14 protein-coding genes, 1 tRNA gene and 1 riboswitch are annotated in these 16,409 nt (G+C 48.0%); of the genes, 8 read left to right on the forward strand and 7 right to left on the reverse strand.

Annotated features, from left to right (window positions below; genetic code table 11):
• Positions 1-2: 2 nt before the first annotated feature.
• From FS373_RS10665 to cobO, 4 genes are all read left to right on the forward strand, one after another.
• Positions 3-806 carry an adenosylcobinamide-GDP ribazoletransferase gene (locus tag FS373_RS10665; RefSeq protein WP_144045080.1) on the forward strand — a complete coding sequence of 268 codons (804 nt, stop codon included), beginning with the start codon at positions 3-5 and terminating at the stop codon, positions 804-806.
• Positions 807-885: 79 nt separating this feature from the next.
• Positions 886-1,440: a bifunctional adenosylcobinamide kinase/adenosylcobinamide-phosphate guanylyltransferase gene (cobU, locus tag FS373_RS10670; RefSeq protein ID WP_144045081.1), complete on the forward strand. Its 555-nt coding sequence runs from the start codon at positions 886-888 to the stop codon at positions 1,438-1,440.
• A gap of 217 nt (positions 1,441-1,657) precedes the next feature.
• A complete protein-coding gene (locus FS373_RS10675; protein WP_227992672.1) occupies positions 1,658-3,283 on the forward strand; it encodes a cobyric acid synthase in 1,626 nt (541 codons plus the stop codon).
• A gap of 80 nt (positions 3,284-3,363) precedes the next feature.
• Positions 3,364-4,017 carry a cob(I)yrinic acid a,c-diamide adenosyltransferase gene (cobO, locus tag FS373_RS10680; protein ID WP_416221759.1) on the forward strand — a complete coding sequence of 218 codons (654 nt, stop codon included), beginning with the start codon at positions 3,364-3,366 and terminating at the stop codon, positions 4,015-4,017.
• Positions 4,018-4,444: 427 nt separating this feature from the next.
• Here the strand turns inward: cobO and FS373_RS10685 are convergent.
• Positions 4,445-4,531, reverse strand: a tRNA-Leu gene (locus tag FS373_RS10685).
• 163 nt (positions 4,532-4,694) lie between these two features.
• Here FS373_RS10685 and FS373_RS10690 point away from each other — a divergent pair.
• Together FS373_RS10690 and FS373_RS10695 are read left to right on the forward strand one after the other, a co-directional pair.
• Positions 4,695-5,519, forward strand: coding sequence for a cobalamin-binding protein (locus FS373_RS10690; RefSeq protein WP_144045082.1), 825 nt, complete (start codon positions 4,695-4,697; stop codon positions 5,517-5,519).
• Between the two features lie 109 nt (positions 5,520-5,628).
• On the forward strand, positions 5,629-6,012 hold the full coding sequence (locus FS373_RS10695) for an MAPEG family protein (protein WP_144045083.1): 384 nt from the start codon (positions 5,629-5,631) through the stop codon (positions 6,010-6,012).
• Between the two features lie 181 nt (positions 6,013-6,193).
• Here the strand turns inward: FS373_RS10695 and FS373_RS10700 are convergent, their stop codons facing one another.
• The 6 genes from FS373_RS10700 to FS373_RS10725 form a co-directional block, all read right to left on the reverse strand.
• The gene (locus FS373_RS10700; protein WP_144045084.1) at positions 6,194-6,763 is read right to left on the reverse strand and encodes a cytochrome b; all 570 of its coding nucleotides are present in this window, start codon (positions 6,761-6,763) and stop codon (positions 6,194-6,196) included.
• 217 nt (positions 6,764-6,980) lie between these two features.
• Positions 6,981-8,399: an N-acetylglucosamine-binding protein GbpA gene (gbpA, locus tag FS373_RS10705; protein WP_144045085.1), complete on the reverse strand. Its 1,419-nt coding sequence runs from the start codon at positions 8,397-8,399 to the stop codon at positions 6,981-6,983.
• 65 nt (positions 8,400-8,464) lie between these two features.
• A riboswitch (cyclic di-GMP riboswitch) is annotated at positions 8,465-8,563 on the reverse strand.
• A gap of 507 nt (positions 8,564-9,070) precedes the next feature.
• Positions 9,071-9,418 carry a rhodanese-like domain-containing protein gene (locus FS373_RS10710; RefSeq protein WP_144045086.1) on the reverse strand — a complete coding sequence of 116 codons (348 nt, stop codon included), beginning with the start codon at positions 9,416-9,418 and terminating at the stop codon, positions 9,071-9,073.
• Positions 9,419-9,455: 37 nt separating this feature from the next.
• Positions 9,456-9,671, reverse strand: coding sequence for a DUF2892 domain-containing protein (locus FS373_RS10715; RefSeq protein ID WP_144045087.1), 216 nt, complete (start codon positions 9,669-9,671; stop codon positions 9,456-9,458).
• 66 nt (positions 9,672-9,737) lie between these two features.
• On the reverse strand, positions 9,738-12,971 hold the full coding sequence (locus tag FS373_RS10720; RefSeq protein WP_152829416.1) for an efflux RND transporter permease subunit: 3,234 nt from the start codon (positions 12,969-12,971) through the stop codon (positions 9,738-9,740).
• Between the two features lie 15 nt (positions 12,972-12,986).
• Positions 12,987-14,057: an efflux RND transporter periplasmic adaptor subunit gene (locus FS373_RS10725; RefSeq protein ID WP_194165840.1), complete on the reverse strand. Its 1,071-nt coding sequence runs from the start codon at positions 14,055-14,057 to the stop codon at positions 12,987-12,989.
• 707 nt (positions 14,058-14,764) lie between these two features.
• Between FS373_RS10725 and FS373_RS10730 the strand changes: the two genes are divergently transcribed.
• Entirely contained in the window at positions 14,765-16,027 is a 1,263-nt protein-coding gene (locus FS373_RS10730) for an efflux RND transporter periplasmic adaptor subunit (protein ID WP_144045089.1), read from the forward strand.
• Positions 16,028-16,037: 10 nt separating this feature from the next.
• A complete protein-coding gene (locus FS373_RS10735; protein ID WP_144045090.1) occupies positions 16,038-16,364 on the forward strand; it encodes a hypothetical protein in 327 nt (108 codons plus the stop codon).
• The last annotated feature ends 45 nt before the right edge of the window (positions 16,365-16,409 follow it).

Raw genomic sequence — 16,409 nt, forward strand, 5'->3', positions numbered from 1 at the left:
TTATGGACGTGTTACGCAGAGAACTAACGCTGTTTTTTATTGCTATGGGCTTCTTTACCCGCATTCCAATGCCGACTTGGGTCAAAGTCGATGCCGATAATCTCAATAAGGCCAGCAGGTATTTTGGTTTGGTTGGGATACTCGTTGGTGCTATCTCGGCACTGGTCTATGAGCTCAGCCTGACTGTTCTGCCAACATCTATCAGCATCATCTTAGCTATGATCGCTGGTGTGGCAGTGACAGGGGCCTTTCATGAAGATGGTCTGGCAGATACCGCCGATGGTTTTGGTGGCGGTTGGGCGGTTGCCGATAAACTGAAAATAATGAAAGACTCTCGTATCGGTACCTATGGCGCGGTAACCCTGCTGTTGTCCATGATATTAAAGTACATGTTGCTGTTGGAGCTGGCGTTATATGATCCTGAACTTGTCATTGTGGCGCTGATTCTGGGTCATTGCCTCAGCCGGGTGTTAGCCGCGAGTATTATCTTTACCGACATATATGTCAGTGATGCTTATGCTAGCGCTACTAGTGTTAGTGAAGAGAAGGGCAGCAAGAGCAAGCCATTGGCCGAAAGCCAAACCACCAATGAACTCGCTATTTTGCTGGTCACAGGTGTTCTGGCTTTATGGCTTAGTGGTCTGGGGTCAGCCATACTGATAGCAGTAAGTTTATTCCTAGCTCGCTGGTTATTAGTGACTGTTTTTCGAAGACAGATAGGCGGTTATACCGGTGACACTTTAGGCGCTGCTCAACAAGTCTCCGAGCTAGTATTTTATATACTCTTATTAGCTAGCCTAGCATGATAGAACCAGCTTTCGGTGATGTGTTCGTTAGCTGTTTAAGAGCTATTATGAGAGCTAAGAGCATCTCAGGAGGTATAACATGATTCATCTGGTACTCGGTGGGGCCCGTAGCGGTAAGACGGGTTATGCTGCCATGGCGGCAAAGACATGCAGCGAAAATGGTTATCAGTGCGTCTACATTGCCACGGCTCAGGCCTTAGATGACGAGATGAATGACAGAATTACTCGTCATAAAGCTGACCGAGAGGCTGATAGCTTGGATTGGATAACCGTCGAGACACCGTTAAATCTGGTGGAAACCCTGAGTGAATATGCCAGGAAGGATAGGGTACTCATGGTCGACTGTTTGACACTCTGGTTAACCAATCACTTGATGCTCGAAGATTCTCCGACGGTATTTACCGATTGCGATCGCAAGTGGAACGCCGAGAAGCAAGCTTTACTCTCGGCATTAACCGAATTACCCGGTGAGATCTATCTGGTCAGCAATGAAGTTGGCTGCGGCATTGTGCCCTTGGGAGAGATTAATCGCCGCTTCGTCGATGAGGCGGGTTGGCTGCATCAAGATATAGCGGCTATTGCGGATACAGTGACTAAAGTGACAGCTGGTTTACCCATGAGATTGAAGGGGTAGAAGCTAAGAAAGCTATAAGGGAAAGTTGAAGGCATTCTTCACTCTTCACTCTTCACTCCGGCATGCTTATGGCCGGAATCCAATCTATTAGCCAGTAGATTAAAATAAAGCAAACAAGGTTAGGGGTTAAGAAGGCTTGTATCCTTCATGTCTCTCAGTATTTATGGCTTCTAAAAACCTTACAGCCTGCGGCTTCATACTAAATAAAAAGAACAAAATGAATTCTAATAACACGATCGATTCAAAGATGGGCTCAGCCCGTGTGCTTATGGTGCAGGGAACCACTTCCGATGCAGGTAAGAGCACCTTAGTCGCTGGCCTGTGTCGCTTATTTGCCCGCAAGGGGAGGCGCGTTGCCCCGTTTAAACCACAGAATATGGCACTCAACAGTGCGGTAACGGCCGATGGTGGTGAGATTGGCCGTGCTCAGGCATTACAAGCGGTGGCCTGTGGTTTACCCCTGCACACAGATTTTAATCCCATCTTGCTTAAACCTAGCTCAGATACCGGTGCTCAGGTCATAGTTCAAGGCCAGGCACTGGACCAGATGGAGGCTAAGACCTTCTTCGGTCTGCATAAAGGTCAGGGTGATGGAAGTGGAGGCGAGTACCTGCCCGGTTATCGGGTCAAAGCCATGTCTGCCGTGTTGGATTCGTTTTCGCGTTTAACCCATGCCTATGAGCTGGTGATGGTAGAAGGGGCGGGTAGTCCGGCTGAGATCAACCTGCGCGAAGGTGATATCGCCAACATGGGGTTCGCCGAAGCGGTAGATTGTCCCGTGATCATCATTGCCGATATCGATAAAGGTGGTGTATTCGCCCATCTGGTGGGCACCTTAGCATTATTGTCTGAGTCAGAGCAGGCCAGAGTCAAAGGCTTCGTTATCAATCGTTTCCGCGGCGATATAGCCCTGCTGCAATCGGGATTAGACTGGCTAGAAACGTACACCAATAAGCCTGTTCTGGGTGTGCTGCCCTATCTGCACGATCTGCATCTGGACGCCGAGGATGCGCTGACACCAGCACCCAATAAATCGACTCAGACCAGGCTCAAGGTCTTGGTGCTCGTCTTCCCGCGGATCAGTAATCATACCGATTTCGATCCTCTGCGGCTCAATCCCCATGTTGAATTTAACTATGTATCCCTGCAGATCCAAGCCGAGAGTCAATCTGAGTTTGGTGTGTTACCACCAGCGGATCTCATCATAGTGCCCGGCAGTAAAAATGTCCGTGCCGATCTGGAATTCCTAAGGAATCAAGGTTGGGACATAGGGATCAAGAAGCACCTGAGATACGGCGGCAAGCTGCTGGGGATTTGTGGTGGCTATCAGATGTTAGGCCTGCTTATCGATGATCCTAGCGGTGTCGAAGGCGAGCCCGGTGAAAGCGAAGGACTCGGGCTATTGTCTCTGGTCACTGAGCTAAAACCGCAAAAAGTCCTACGTCAGGTGACAGGTAAGCTTTCGTTACTCGGTGAGCTGACCGAGGTGAAAGGCTATGAGATCCATTGTGGCCAATCCCTGTTACTCAAAACTCAAGCCGAGGGCCAACTTCAGCCCCTGAGCTTATCTCCGGTGGAGTCAAAAGTTGAAGGTGCGTCTGCTGCAGGCTCGTTCAGTGACGGTTTACTCTCAGAAGATAGCCAAGTGTTAGGCACTTACTTGCACGGCCTGTTCGACTCACCGGATGCCTGCGCGCTATTACTTAAGTGGGCCGGTATGTCGGATGCAGAACCTGTCGACATAGATGCTATTCGTGATCAGCAGTTGAATCGTTTTGCCGATCAGTTAGAGAAAGATTTAGATATGGATAAATTAGAGCTGATCCTAGGAACTACCACCTAGGAATTAGGGGCTAGGAGCTGCTTTAGTTTGCATCGAATCTCCCGGCTAAAGCCGATCCTACATAAAAATATGGGAATAAAATGACAGATAATAACGAAAACTCGAATTCAATTGATGAAGAGAAACAGATGAGCCTGGAAGAGAGGAAAGCCCAACGTCATAAGCAGAGGCAGCAGAGAGTCAAGGAGTCTGTCGATGCCAAAATTGCTGCGGCTCAAGAAGAGAAGGGCATTCTCTTAGTGCTAACAGGTAATGGTAAAGGCAAGTCTACCTCGGGGTTTGGCACGATTGCGCGCAGTGTCGGTCACGGTAAAAAGTCTGCGGTAGTGCAGTTTATCAAGGGTAACTGGGAATGTGGCGAGCGTACTCTACTCGAAGGAGCCGGGGTCGAATTTCATGTGATGGGTACCGGCTTTACCTGGGAAACCCAAGATAGAGAGAAAGATACCCAAGCCGCCGAGAGTGCCTGGACTGCTGCGGAAGCGTTACTCAAAGACGAGTCGATAGATTGCCTTATGCTTGATGAGCTGACCTATATGGTGAGCTATCACTATCTCGAAGTCGACAGAGTCATAGAGGCACTGAAGAGTCGTCCGCCAATGCAGCATGTAATTATTACCGGAAGGGCGTGTCACAGGGCTATTATCGAGCTGGCGGATACTGTGAGTGAGGTTCAACCTATTAAGCATGCGTTTGATAATGGAATTAAAGCCCAACCCGGCTTCGACTACTAAAAATGGCTATTGCAGAAGTGAATTGCTGCGTTACGTCCTCGCTCACAATTCGCCTACCTAAAGGTATGTCTTCGTTGTTCGCTGTGGGGCGCCTTGCACTTCGCTTCTTCATCACGCCATTTTCTTTCTGCCTGTTTGAAATTACATTTCTTTGTGCTAACCACTGTGGCGTTATTGTCTGCCCGGCTTGCAGTTATAAAGAGTTCAGCCAATTACATAGAGCCGTCAGCTTATCTAATAAAGAGCCTTCGGCGGCTTTTGGGTAGAAAGCGCGTATGCTCAGGGGCAGGCTTTCAGTGAATGTCTTAAGAGAATTTCTTTGGATTCTTAGAGAGGATCTTGGGGGTTGCTTAGATAAATCTAGGGTGATTTTTTTGGAAGAGTTTTAGAGTGAAACGGGATAAGTACTTGGATATTAAGATAAGTTTGGTACAGATGGAGAGACTTGAACTCTCACGCCCTTACGGGCACTAGCACCTGAAGCTAGCGTGTCTACCAATTCCACCACATCTGCATTGCTTATAGTCAAGAAAATAGTTCATTAATACACCTATTTTTCAACTGCTTGCAAGACTGATAGTACTGCTCTATCTTATTGCTGTCAATCAATCTCAGAGTAATTGGTCTTGGCCTGTCATTGAATGAAATCGCTATGTGTATTTTTATAAGAGAAGGTAATGAAAACTATAAAAAGAATCGTCTTGTTATTGGCTGTTTGTCTGCCAGTATTTTCGTCTATGGCCGCGCCCGCTAAACGAGTGATTGCGCTATCGCCGCACTCGGTTGAGATGCTGTATGCGATTGGCGCCGGAGACTCAATACTCGCGACCACAGATCATGCCGACTTTCCAAAATCGGCCTTGGATATCCCTAGAATCGGTGGCTATCACGGCATTCAGATAGAGAGGGTGCTTGAGCTGGAGCCCGACTTAGTCGTGGTCTGGGGAAGTGGCAATAAGGCCGAGGATCTACAGCGCTTAAAGGACCTGGGATTTAATGTGTATAACAGCGACCCTAAGACACTGGAAGCCGTTGCCGATGAGCTAAAAGAGCTGGGAGAGTTAACTGGCCATCAAGTCGAGGCAAACAAGGTCGCCGCTGATTACCTTGCTGGGCTTGAGGCTCTGCGAAACGATAATCTGGTTAAGCCTGAGGTGAAAGTCTTCTATCAGCTCTGGTCTACTCCCTTGATGACAGTGGCTAAGAATAGCTGGATACAACAGATAATAGCTGTTTGTCATGGCGACAATGTCTATCTCGATGCGGCCAGTGATTACCCTCAGGTCAGTTTGGAGAGTGTGCTGCTGAAGATGCCGGACGTTATTCTGCAGAGCCAGGATGAAGGCAATGTTTTAGGCGTCGACTGGAGTGAGTGGCAGGAGATCCCGGCAGTTAAGAATGAGCATATTTATCAGCTCAATGCAGACCTGTTACACAGAGCTACACCGCGCGCACTTCAAGGCGTTCAAGCCCTGTGTGATGCGTTAGATAAGGCGAGATAGCCGCGAACTATGAGCTTTTATGTAGGAGCTGCTTTAGCTGCGAAGCTTTATCTGTGTTATCTCTCCCGGCTAAAGCCGGTCCTACAATTTTAATGGAACTTTGTGCCCTATGACGACTTTACTTATTTGTATGTTTATTGCCATGTTGTTGCCTTATTTGACGAAAGGGCCTGTTGCTTGGGCCATGGCTAAAGCGGGTGGCTACGATAACGCCCACCCGAGGGCGCAACAGGCCAAGCTAACTGGCTTCGGTGCTCGCGCGGTGGCGGGGCATCAAAATGCCTTCGAGTCTCTATTGATTTTTGGCTCGTCGGTAGTGGCTGTCATTGCCACCGATAGCGTTAATGAAACAGTAGTGACCTTGGCGATAATTCATGTGGTTGCACGTATCGCCTATCAGATTCTCTATTTGATCGATAAAGGGACTTTACGTTCTCTGGCTTGGTTTGTGGCTGTGTTCTGCTCCTTCGGCATTTTCTTCCAGGCGTTTTAATTGAGCATAAGCTCCAGTCAGAATCTTAAGCCATGAAACATAAGAAAAGCGATCGTTAACGATCGCTTTTCTTTGGGATAGGCTAATTACGCGATTAAAAACCTGGCTTTTGTGTATCTAGCCGATATTAATATTGAAGTTTTTCATTATTAATATCCATCCATATATGAATAACCCTTATTTAAATGGTTTTACGAAGTATAAATTTAGGTCCCAACATGCGGATGAGTACATTATTTTTTTCTATTAAATGATGTTTAAGCGCCGCAGCAATATGTACTAACATAAATATAGCTAAACAAATGCAGCTGTATCGATGAATTATAAAAAAGAAATGGTTTATTTCTGGTGTGGTTATTGGATTGGGTAATTCAAACAACCAGAAAATTTCAAAGCTATGTTCTAGCATTAAAAATCCTGATAAATAAACAATAAACATGTTTAAATACAAAGTTGAATGAACAATGTTGGCTATCTTTTTCTGTAGTAATGGGAGGCCGCTGCTTGAATCAGGCTCCTGTCTGAAGTGTGACCATATCCAGCGAAATATAAAAAGTATTGCTACCACACTGGCTAGGGATACGTTGATATCTCCAATAAATTGATAGATGACTGGATATGTCTCTTCGAGTACGAACATGGTATATCCAGCAATTGTATTATAAATAATAGTAAACGCGATCACCCAGTGAAAAAAACGAGTTAATAAGTCGTAATGAGCCTGTGTGCTTTTTAATGGTGAGCTTGTCATTGCTCTCTCCTTCAAACGAGATAAGAGTACGAAATAGATGTCAACTTCTCCGGTTTATGACAGAAGGCTATGCCACCTTCTGTATGTTCGGCACCTTCTATTAAGTGTTTTAATTGAGCATTAATTTAAATCTGACTCTTTGTCTATGAGGCATGAAAAAAGCGATCGTTAACGATCGCTTTTATTTTTGGGAGGATTGGTATTTAGTCAGTGTGAACTAGTTTACTTCATCCCAGGCATCGGAAGAGTTGCTGCCTACACCTGGCTCATACTGAGAGGCACTTTCGCTCCAGATGTTACACCAACCGCTGTATGGAAAGGCTTTACACTGATAGATTTGACCGTTTTTCGGTTGAAACACCTTAGTGCCTTCAACGTAAGAGCCTAACCCTTCAGGGAAGCTATAGTCATACTCTCCAGTGCTTGGCTCTTTGAACATGATATCGAAGTTTTCATGGACATTATCTCCGCCATTTTTGGGACTACTTATCAGTTTGAGAATATGATGGTCAGCTTGGACATTAGCCACTGGCGTAATTGCAAAACTATGGCTGGCATTGTCTTCAACCACGGCATGTTCGTAGGCCAGCGGTGCGCCGCCATGATCATATAGGGTTGCATTTACCAACATGGTATCGCCAGTTGCGCTAGCTTCGAAGTTTATTGTCACTGAGCCATCTTGGATTTCATAACTGCCCTCTACTCCTGTGATAGTGACATCATGTTCTGGTGGCAATTGTTCTATCTGAATTTCTACGCTGGTGATGTCGCTTGCCTTGCTGACAAATATCTTATTGCTGCCGTAGACTGGCACAAATTCAGCCTGAGTATTGACCTGCCCCGATTGGATTTCACTTTGCTCGGCATTGATCTTAGTGGCTAAAGCATAAGACCAGACATAGGCCTGAGTATCTTGTGTTATTTCAAGGCGTGTAGCTAAACCTGAAACTTCGCTGCCATTAGCAAATACACGGGTTCTCACCAAGTCACCAGCTTTTAAGTCGCTAGATGGGATGATAGTACCGCCATGCTTCCAACCTTCAGGTGTTTCATCATCGAAGGTGAGGTCGACAACGTTATAGAAGGCATTAGCCGTATCCGCTACATCCCAAACTGCTAGCATTATTTGGTAACCGCTACGCTCAGGAATATTACACATATGGGACAGAGCCATAGGAGGAACCTGATCGTTATAATCTACTTCACAGAACGGCTCGAGTTCGAAACTGTCTCGGGTGAGTGCCGCACTCGGGTTCCAGTTCTGTTTGGTCATGTAGTAATGAAACTTAGCGGTTCTGTGGTTGGCGGTGAAGGTCCAGTGGATCTCCATCGGGCCAGATTCAATCTCTTTCTTTACCCATCGCAAAGGGGACTGCTCATCGAGTACTTTATAGGGAGTGCCTGCACTGGCTATTTGGCTATCTGCAGGCCCAGAAGCTGGAAAACCTTTAAGTGCTTCCAGACTTTGAGAGTTTCCTCTTAGCTCATTACAGTTACTGTTTTCCGGCTGTTTATCACAAAGGTAACCTCGGGCTTCGGTCCCAGGTGTTGTGATGTACCCATGGGCGAATGCGCCTGTACTGGCAAGCAGTGTACTTGCAGCAAAGAGGCGAATTATATTTTGATTTACTGTCATAAATACTTCCAATTAATTGATAGATTTGTGAACAGTCAATTTGGCCTGAAGCGCTAACTTCAGTAAGTTGCAACCCCGCTATCTTGGATGCTAGTTAACTGACTAACATCTTTAGATCGGAAGCTTTGCGTCCTAGTCTTTCAACTAGTTTGCCAAGTGACTAATAATGGCATTCGTTTATTGAGCGGCTTGTATCTGCTTTACCGTACGAATGAACGAATGTAAGCGAGAAACTACAGTTTAAATTCAAAAAGTTAAAGCTATTTTATTTGCCTGGTTACAAAGTGTTGCATGTGAATAAATACTCTAATTTAGAGTATGTTAATGCTTGCGTTTTTTACCGTGCCATATGGGTTGCGTAACTGTTGATTTATGTTTTGGGCCATTTGCTGATGGCCCAGTCTGTAAGACATTTGGTTTATTGGTCTTTTTAGCTGTGGATAGAATTTTGACTCTTACGCTAGTATTTCGACACTGGGAGTATTTTTTGACTGGGATGATTTTTTTCATTTTCTGAGATAATTTGACTAATATTTTAATCTGTATTGTTTGCTCCGCAAAACAAGCTGGATGCAGTGTGAAAATGTGGGTCAGTCATCGAGTGGTGACCGACTCATTGGTTAGCTCGTCGATTTGATAGCCTCTATTGTTAGCGAGGCTATGATCGGCGACTAGCTATTGGCGGCGAAGACGGCATCCTGTTTACAGGTGATCGCCCACACATTCTCATATCCAAGTCTCAGCAACTGCTCCGCCGCCAGACATGCTCTGACCCCCGAGCCACAATGAATGAAGATGGCCTGTTTCTCGTCAGGATAGAGGGTGAGCATCTTCATCTCTAATACGCCACGGGGAATATGTACTGCGCTCTCTACGGCCTGTTGGGCCCGTTCGGATGTTTCACGCACATCGATTAATACGCCATTTTTACTCTGGCACATTAAGGCGGCTTGTTGCGCCGTGATGGTATTTAATGGGGCTTTCACTTCGGCCATGATGTCGGCTATGGATCTCAACATAGATTTTTCCTCTTCTCTTTACTATGGTTTAACTGGATTAAGGCTTAGCCAGGGCGCACTGAGCCTCAGTTTTCATACCCAGTTTCTTCATTAGAATAGCGACGGGGCAGAAGCCGGTAAAGGCGCTCTGAAACAAGTTGGCTCCGACGAATAGGGTGAACCAGACAAAGTGTGGGTTGACCCACACAGTTAAGGCAAGTGATATCAGTACCATGATCCCTGCGAAGGCCATGATAAAACGCTCTATTGACATATGTTCTCCTGGAAGGGAGTTAGGCTCCCCAATGTTTGACTAAAGTTACCAGCTTAAATAATGGATTTAGCTGAATTTATTCTTCATCACGGCATAATAGAGCACAGGGATCACTACCAGAGTTAACAGGGTGGATACCATGATGCCGAATATTAAACTGATGGCCAGGCCATTAAATATCGGGTCATCTATGATAAATAGGGCGCCAATCATGGCTGCCAGAGCCGTGAGCATGATAGGTTTGGCTCGCACCGCACCAGAGTGGATCACCGCTTGCTCGAAAGGAACACCGGCGGCGGTCTCTTTATTGATGAAGTCCACTAACAGGATCGAGTTTCTGACTATTATCCCGGCCAGCGCGATCATGCCTATCATGGATGGGGCGGTAAAATTAGCCCCCAGCAGTGCGTGTCCCGGCATGACGCCTATGATGGTGAGCGGTATGGGGGCCATGATGATCAAAGGCACTGTGTAAGATCTGAACTGGCCCACCACTAACAGATAGATGGCTATTATGCCTACGCCATAGGCGATCCCCATGTCGCGGAAGGTCTCATAGGTTATCTTCCATTCGCCATCCCAGAGTACCGCTACGGAATCGAGTCCCGTGGGTTGATTGATATAGTGTTGCTCGAATCCCAGCCCTTCTTTGTTATCTATCTGAGCGGCCATGTCGAACATGCCATACAGAGGACTATCATTCTCCCCGGCCATGTCGGCAACCACCATGATCATGGGGATCATATTCTTGTGGATGATGGGCGCGTCTATGACTCCTTTGTGGATAGTGATCAGCTCTGATACCGGGATGCGTATGCCATCGGCTCCCGTTAGCTTGAGATTGAGTACCTGATCGAGATCCACCTTGGCCGACTCTTTCAGCTGTAAGCGGATCGGCACAGGATATTTTTGCTTATCATCATGTAGGTAGCTCATGTCTTTTCCGCCAATGGAGGTGGCGATCAAGTCGACGATATTCTGATAGGGGACGCCTAGTATGCTGGCTCGGTTTCGGTCGATTTTTACCTGCCACTTTTGCTGTGCGGCCGGTAGGAAAATGTCGATGTCGACGACGCCATCTGTCTGTTTAAACAAGGTAAGCAGTTCGTTAGCGGCCCGCTCCCGAATCACCTCACTGGGGCCATAAACCTCGGCCACTATGGGTGACCATACCGGTGGCCCGGGCGGAACCTCAACCACCTTGATGTTGGCATGGTAGCGCTTGCCAATCTCCTGCAGAGGCCCGCGCACCGACTGAGCGATAGTGTGGCTATCACGCTCCCGGTGTTTTTTTTCCAGCAGGTTGACCTGAATGTCGCCCAGCTCCTGACTCTCCCTGAGGAAGTAGTGCCTGACCAGGCCATTGAAGTTCATCGGTGCATTCGTACCGGCGTAGAGCTGATAGTTGTCTACTTCTTCTACCGTGGCCAGATAACGTCCCAAGTCCTGCAGCACGCGCTGAGTCTGCTCGACAGGCGTGCCTTCGGGCATATCGACCATCACCTGAAACTCGGACTTATTATCCAGAGGTAACATCTTAAGGAGCACCAACTGGCCAATAGGCAGCGCGACCGCGACGCCAATTAAAACAAAGATGCCCGCCGCGAGTCCGAGTCTAGCCTTCCTCGCTCCTTTGCCCAACACAAAGGGGCCGATAAGGCGGGTGAATAACCTGAACATCAGGCCAGTGCTTTGTTGATTTTCACCGCTATTTCCTTCAGGCAAAGCGCGTTTATGTTTCAGTAGTTTATGGCTGAGCCAAGGGGTGACGATGAAGGCGATGGCCAGGGAAATCAACATGCCCATGCTGGCATTGATGGGGATTGGCGCCATATAAGGGCCCATAAGGCCGGAGACGAAGGCCATCGGCAGCAGGGCGGCGATAACGGTAAAGGTCGCCAATATGGTGGGGCTTCCTACCTCATCGACGGCCTCGGGGATAAGCTCAGTCAGGCTCTTCTTGCCCATGGCCATATGACGATGAATATTCTCAACCACGACTATGGCGTCATCTACCAGGATGCCGATGGAGAAAATCAGTGCGAACAGTGAGATGCGATTGAGCGTGAAGCCCCAGGCCCAGGAGGCGAACAAGGTGATGGCTAAAGTGATGATGATGGCCATGCCGACCACTACAGCTTCTCGTGCGCCCATGGTAATTAGCACTAAGATAACCACGGCGGCGGTGGCAAATATCAACTTAAATATTAAGGTATTGGCCTTATCTCCGGCGGTCTCACCATAGTTGCGCGTTACTGTGATCTCGACATTGTCCGGCAGCAGAATATTTTTGACTTTATCGACTCGCTGGAGAAGTTGCTCGGCGACGCCGACGGCATTCTCGCCCGCCTGCTTACCTATGGCGATAGTGACCGCGGGATACATGCCTGACTTGTCGCCATGCCAGGCGCTCTTGCTGGGGATATCGGCCTTGAGTGACAGCTCGGCGATATCGGCCAGATACACGGGAACACTCTGACCGTAATTATTTTTATAGATGGAGACGACCAGCTGTTTCACATCGTCTAAGCTACGTAGAAATTGGCCCGCCTGCACTTTAATCTCCTGGTTTCCCTGTATCAGAGAGGCGGGCATGGAGATGTGATTATTGCTCGATAATGCCTGACCTATGGCATCGAAGCTCAGGCCGTAGTAGTTCATTTTTACCGGATCGATACGCACATTGAGCACCAGCTCATGGGAGCCCAGAGTATAGATCTTGCGAGTGCCGGGAATGCGCTTGAGCTCGGTTTCCAGTCTGTGGGCTACATGAGTCAGATCTTCCGCCGACACCTGAGTGTCTTTTGACCACAAGGTTAAGCTCATGATCGGTACATCATCGATTCCTCTGGGTTTGATCATGGGCTCGCCCACACCAGCGCCCGAAGGGAGCTTATCCAGATTGGAGTAGATCTGATTGTAGAGTTTTACTATGGCCTCGTTCTTGGGGATTCCCACGTCGAAGATGGCGATGATCAAGGCACCGTCAGGCTGTGAGAAGGAGTAGAGGGTATCTATGCCTTTGATCTGTGAGATCACTTGCTCTGCAGGCAGGGTGACCAGACTCTCCACCTCTGCCGGTGTGGCACCGGGAAAGGGAATATAGACATCGGCGAAGGTGACGTCTATCTGAGGCTCCTCCTCCTTTGGGGTGACGAGTACCGCAAACAGTCCCAATAACAGGCCGAGAATGGCCAGTAAAGGTGTGATGGCGCTAAGCTGAAATGCAGCGGCTATCTTGCCTGAGATGCCGAGACTCTTCGAGGAACCCGGCTCAGTTGGAATGTGTGAACTGCTCATCCTGTTGCGCTCCCCTTACTTGCTGGCTTGTTGTTCGAGTAACACCCGATAGGCGTCCAGGGCGATAACATCGCCATCATCCAGGCCGGAGAGGATCTCTGCTTTGTGGTTATCGGATACGCCGATGCGTACCTGATTAAGCACAAAACCTTGTCCCAATTTTCGATATACAGCGCTCAGCTCGCCACGCTCGATCAATGCTGATTTTGGGATCGTGATGCGCTTAATGATCCCGGAACTGAATCTGGCCTTAGCCCACATCCCCGGCATCAGATTAGGCTCGCCCTCGGGAAGCGAGATGCGCACCTGGTAGCTGTGACTGAGGGGGTCGGCGAAAGAGAAGATGGTGAGCTTATCTGAGCTGAACTCACGACCATCTTTGAGGCTGAGTTTAAACCTAGGCTGACGTTTTAACGCATCTATATATCTTTGGGGCACCTGAGTGATAGCGCGCATCTGGCTCAGTGAGAAACCAGACAGTAGAGGCTGACTCGGACTGACGGTTTCCCCTAGCTCAACATGTCTCTGGGTGACTATGCCTGAGAAGGGCGCGGACACCGTGGTATAGGTGAGTGATTCATTGGCCCGTATGATGTTGGCTTTGGCCGCAGAGACCTCTTGTTCGGCGGATGTTGCCCGGGCAATGGCCTCATCCATTTTACCCTGGGAGATGGCGCCTTGGGGGAATAGCGCTTCATAACGATTTTTTGTCTGCTGCGCCTTTGTGTTTAATGCCACTGCTCTGGCAAGCCCAGCTTCGGCGCTGGCAAGCTCTGCCCCTTGTTCCTTGCTGGTGATCTCGAGTAATGCCGCGCCCTTAGGCACAATATCGTTCACATCATAGTTGAGCCTGAGTATCCGCCCCGAGGTTTGTGCCGATACTGTAGCTGCCTTTACCGCCTCCAGTGTGGCATCGAGTTCGACCCATTTGGTTTGCTCTGTATTGGATACCCGAATCGTCTCTATGGAGTTTGAACTTGCCATCGCGGCTAGGACCGGGGTGCTGACGCCCAGGAAAATCAGGGGGAGCAAGGCTGTAATAAACACAGCCGAACTTAGGCTGGATTGATGAGAGCTAGCGGACATATCGAGTACCCAAAACTGATTGATAAAAGTTCATGAGAAAATTCTAATGGAGTTTTTGCGGGCTTGCAATTAGTTTATTAGAAAAATGCGATGGAACGCTCGATGTGGTTTGTAATGGACAGGGATGAGTGGCTGCGATGAGTGACTTAAAATTCAGTTAACGGACAAGGTGTTCACCTGTCCGCTAACAAATCGGACACAAATAATGCCCATTTGAGTAAATGATCGGACACATGCTGCTCAAATGAGCAGATAATCGGACACTTTCTCTATGTGTCCGCGGACACTTTTAGCGTCCGGTTTCCAACTTTTCACTCTAACTCATTGAATGTTAGCTAATGTCTATTTCTGGCACACTCCTTGTATATAGTAAGTCACTGCAAGATTGATTAATTGAAAGATAGTGATACAGCACTCACTAAACGGACAGGGATAGTAATACTAGTCCGTATAAATATACGGTCTATTCAGAGTCTCTCAGAGTTTTCAATTCAAGGCGCATTGATGAAGAAATGGTTATTCCCTTTTAAGTCAATGCAAAGTAGAAGTGGAAAGCCTGAGAGGCTCACAACGTGCGGGGTTCACAGCACTTTATGCTGCGTTGAATGCTTTAGAAATAGAATTACTATGAGCTTCAATCATCCGCCTTACCTACAGCGCTGTGAACTCCCGCTGAATGAACAGATATTTATGAGGACTAGTATAAGATGATTCAGGATACCAGCGGACAGGACACAGAGATTCAGCCAAACATGGGCAAGAAACTGAAATGGCCTTTAGTGGCCGGGGCGGCTGTGCTATTGGTTTCCGGTCTGGTTTGGTCCAGTGTTGGCGGCAGTCAGATCAGCGAGTCGATTAAACGCAGTGAACTTAGATTTGCCACCTTAGAGCTAGGCACCCTGACCAGAGACATAGCCACTACAGGTAAAATTGTCGCGGCTAACGCGCCCATCTTATATAGCACTGACCAAGGTACAGTGACACTACTGGCAAAGCCTGGCGACAGAGTCGAATTGGGTGATGTGGTGGCCACTATCGAGAGTCACAAGTTGACCAACAGCCTTAAACAACAAGAAGCCTTGTTAGAAGGCATGCTGAGCGCATTAGAAAGAGCTCGTCTCGATGCCCGTCGTGAGCAACTTAAAGCACTACAAACATTAGACATGGCCAAGGTCGACCTGGAGGCGGCGGATAGAGAGAGTCGCCGCGGTGATGAGCTAATCCAAAATAAACTCATCTCCAAAATTGATTTCGAGAAGGGCAAGGATGACCTGCATAAGGCCAAGTTGTTGTCCGCTCATGCTAAGCAGGACGCCGAGCTGATGCGAGACACCTTGGCCTTCGAGATAAAGAACAAGGAGTCGGAAGTGAATCGTCAGAAGTTAGTGGTCAGCGAGCTTGAACGTCAGGTCGGCGCGCTAAATATCAAGGCGCCCGTTGGCGGCATCATAGGTAACTGGTTAACGGAGCAAAAAGCCCGTATCGGTCAGAGCCAACCCATACTCACTGTGGTTGATTTAAGTGCCTTCGAAGCAGAGCTAGCGGTACCTGAGTCCTATGCCGACGAGTTAGGACTCGGCATGGCAGTGGAACTGAGTTTCGGCGAACTTACCCTGATTGGCGAGCTGTCATCTATCTCACCCGAGGTGAGAAATCGTGAAGTTACCGCTCGTGTCAGGTTTGAGCAAGACGAGCGTCTGCATCTGCGTCAGAACCAGCGTCTATCGGCTAGGGTGCTATTAGAAAACAGACCTAATGTCTTGATGGTGAAGCGCGGTGCATTTGTCTCAACCGGTGGCGGCAGAGAAGTCTATGCCATGAATAGCGACATCGCCGAGCAAACCGATATTCAGTTGGGGGCCCGTAGCATGAGTCATATCGAAGTATTGCAAGGCGGCAAGGCGGGGGATGTCTGGGTGATTTCCAGTATCCAGCCATTCAACAAAGCCGAGCAAGTCTTAGTACGCTAAGGAGAGCAAGATGAATAAATTAAATCAAAAAAGTGGCTTAAACATACAGAGAGTGATCACAGTGTCGGCATTATTACTCCTGCTGGTTGCCGTTCAGGTATCGACTCAGAGCATCGGCGATTGGTATGTATTTGGCCTTAACGTATTAGAGATGACGACGCCTGTTACGCCAGTATTCACTGAAGTATCAAATGTCACCACAGGCCTAAACACACACTTAGGCACAGGTATGGTCTCTGGCTTAGGCACTGACTCAGATATAGCGAATATCTTGACCGACATAGGTATTTTCACGCAGAAATTTGTCATAGGAATTATCGAGTGTGCCTTGGATTAAATCCGTAGGACCGGCTTAAGCTTGGAGAACCAAGATAACCGGGAG

Source organism: Shewanella sp. YLB-07 (assembly GCF_009377275.1).

Excerpts from the sequence above, each read along its gene's own strand:
- FS373_RS10720 (WP_152829416.1), bottom strand. The coding sequence starts at position 12,971 with ATGAGCAGTTCACACATTCCAACTGAGCCGGGTTCCTCGAAGAGTCTC.
- FS373_RS10690 (WP_144045082.1), top strand. The coding sequence starts at position 4,695 with ATGAAAACTATAAAAAGAATCGTCTTGTTATTGGCTGTTTGTCTGCCA.
- FS373_RS10710 (WP_144045086.1), bottom strand. The coding sequence starts at position 9,418 with ATGTTGAGATCCATAGCCGACATCATGGCCGAAGTGAAAGCCCCATTA.
- FS373_RS10675 (WP_227992672.1), top strand. The coding sequence starts at position 1,658 with ATGAATTCTAATAACACGATCGATTCAAAGATGGGCTCAGCCCGTGTG.
- FS373_RS10715 (WP_144045087.1), bottom strand. The coding sequence starts at position 9,671 with ATGTCAATAGAGCGTTTTATCATGGCCTTCGCAGGGATCATGGTACTG.
- FS373_RS10665 (WP_144045080.1), top strand. The coding sequence starts at position 3 with ATGGACGTGTTACGCAGAGAACTAACGCTGTTTTTTATTGCTATGGGC.
- FS373_RS10725 (WP_194165840.1), bottom strand. The coding sequence starts at position 14,057 with ATGTCCGCTAGCTCTCATCAATCCAGCCTAAGTTCGGCTGTGTTTATT.
- FS373_RS10700 (WP_144045084.1), bottom strand. The coding sequence starts at position 6,763 with ATGACAAGCTCACCATTAAAAAGCACACAGGCTCATTACGACTTATTA.
- gbpA (WP_144045085.1), bottom strand. The coding sequence starts at position 8,399 with ATGACAGTAAATCAAAATATAATTCGCCTCTTTGCTGCAAGTACACTG.
- cobO (WP_416221759.1), top strand. The coding sequence starts at position 3,364 with ATGACAGATAATAACGAAAACTCGAATTCAATTGATGAAGAGAAACAG.
- FS373_RS10695 (WP_144045083.1), top strand. The coding sequence starts at position 5,629 with ATGACGACTTTACTTATTTGTATGTTTATTGCCATGTTGTTGCCTTAT.
- FS373_RS10730 (WP_144045089.1), top strand. The coding sequence starts at position 14,765 with ATGATTCAGGATACCAGCGGACAGGACACAGAGATTCAGCCAAACATG.
- cobU (WP_144045081.1), top strand. The coding sequence starts at position 886 with ATGATTCATCTGGTACTCGGTGGGGCCCGTAGCGGTAAGACGGGTTAT.
- FS373_RS10735 (WP_144045090.1), top strand. The coding sequence starts at position 16,038 with ATGAATAAATTAAATCAAAAAAGTGGCTTAAACATACAGAGAGTGATC.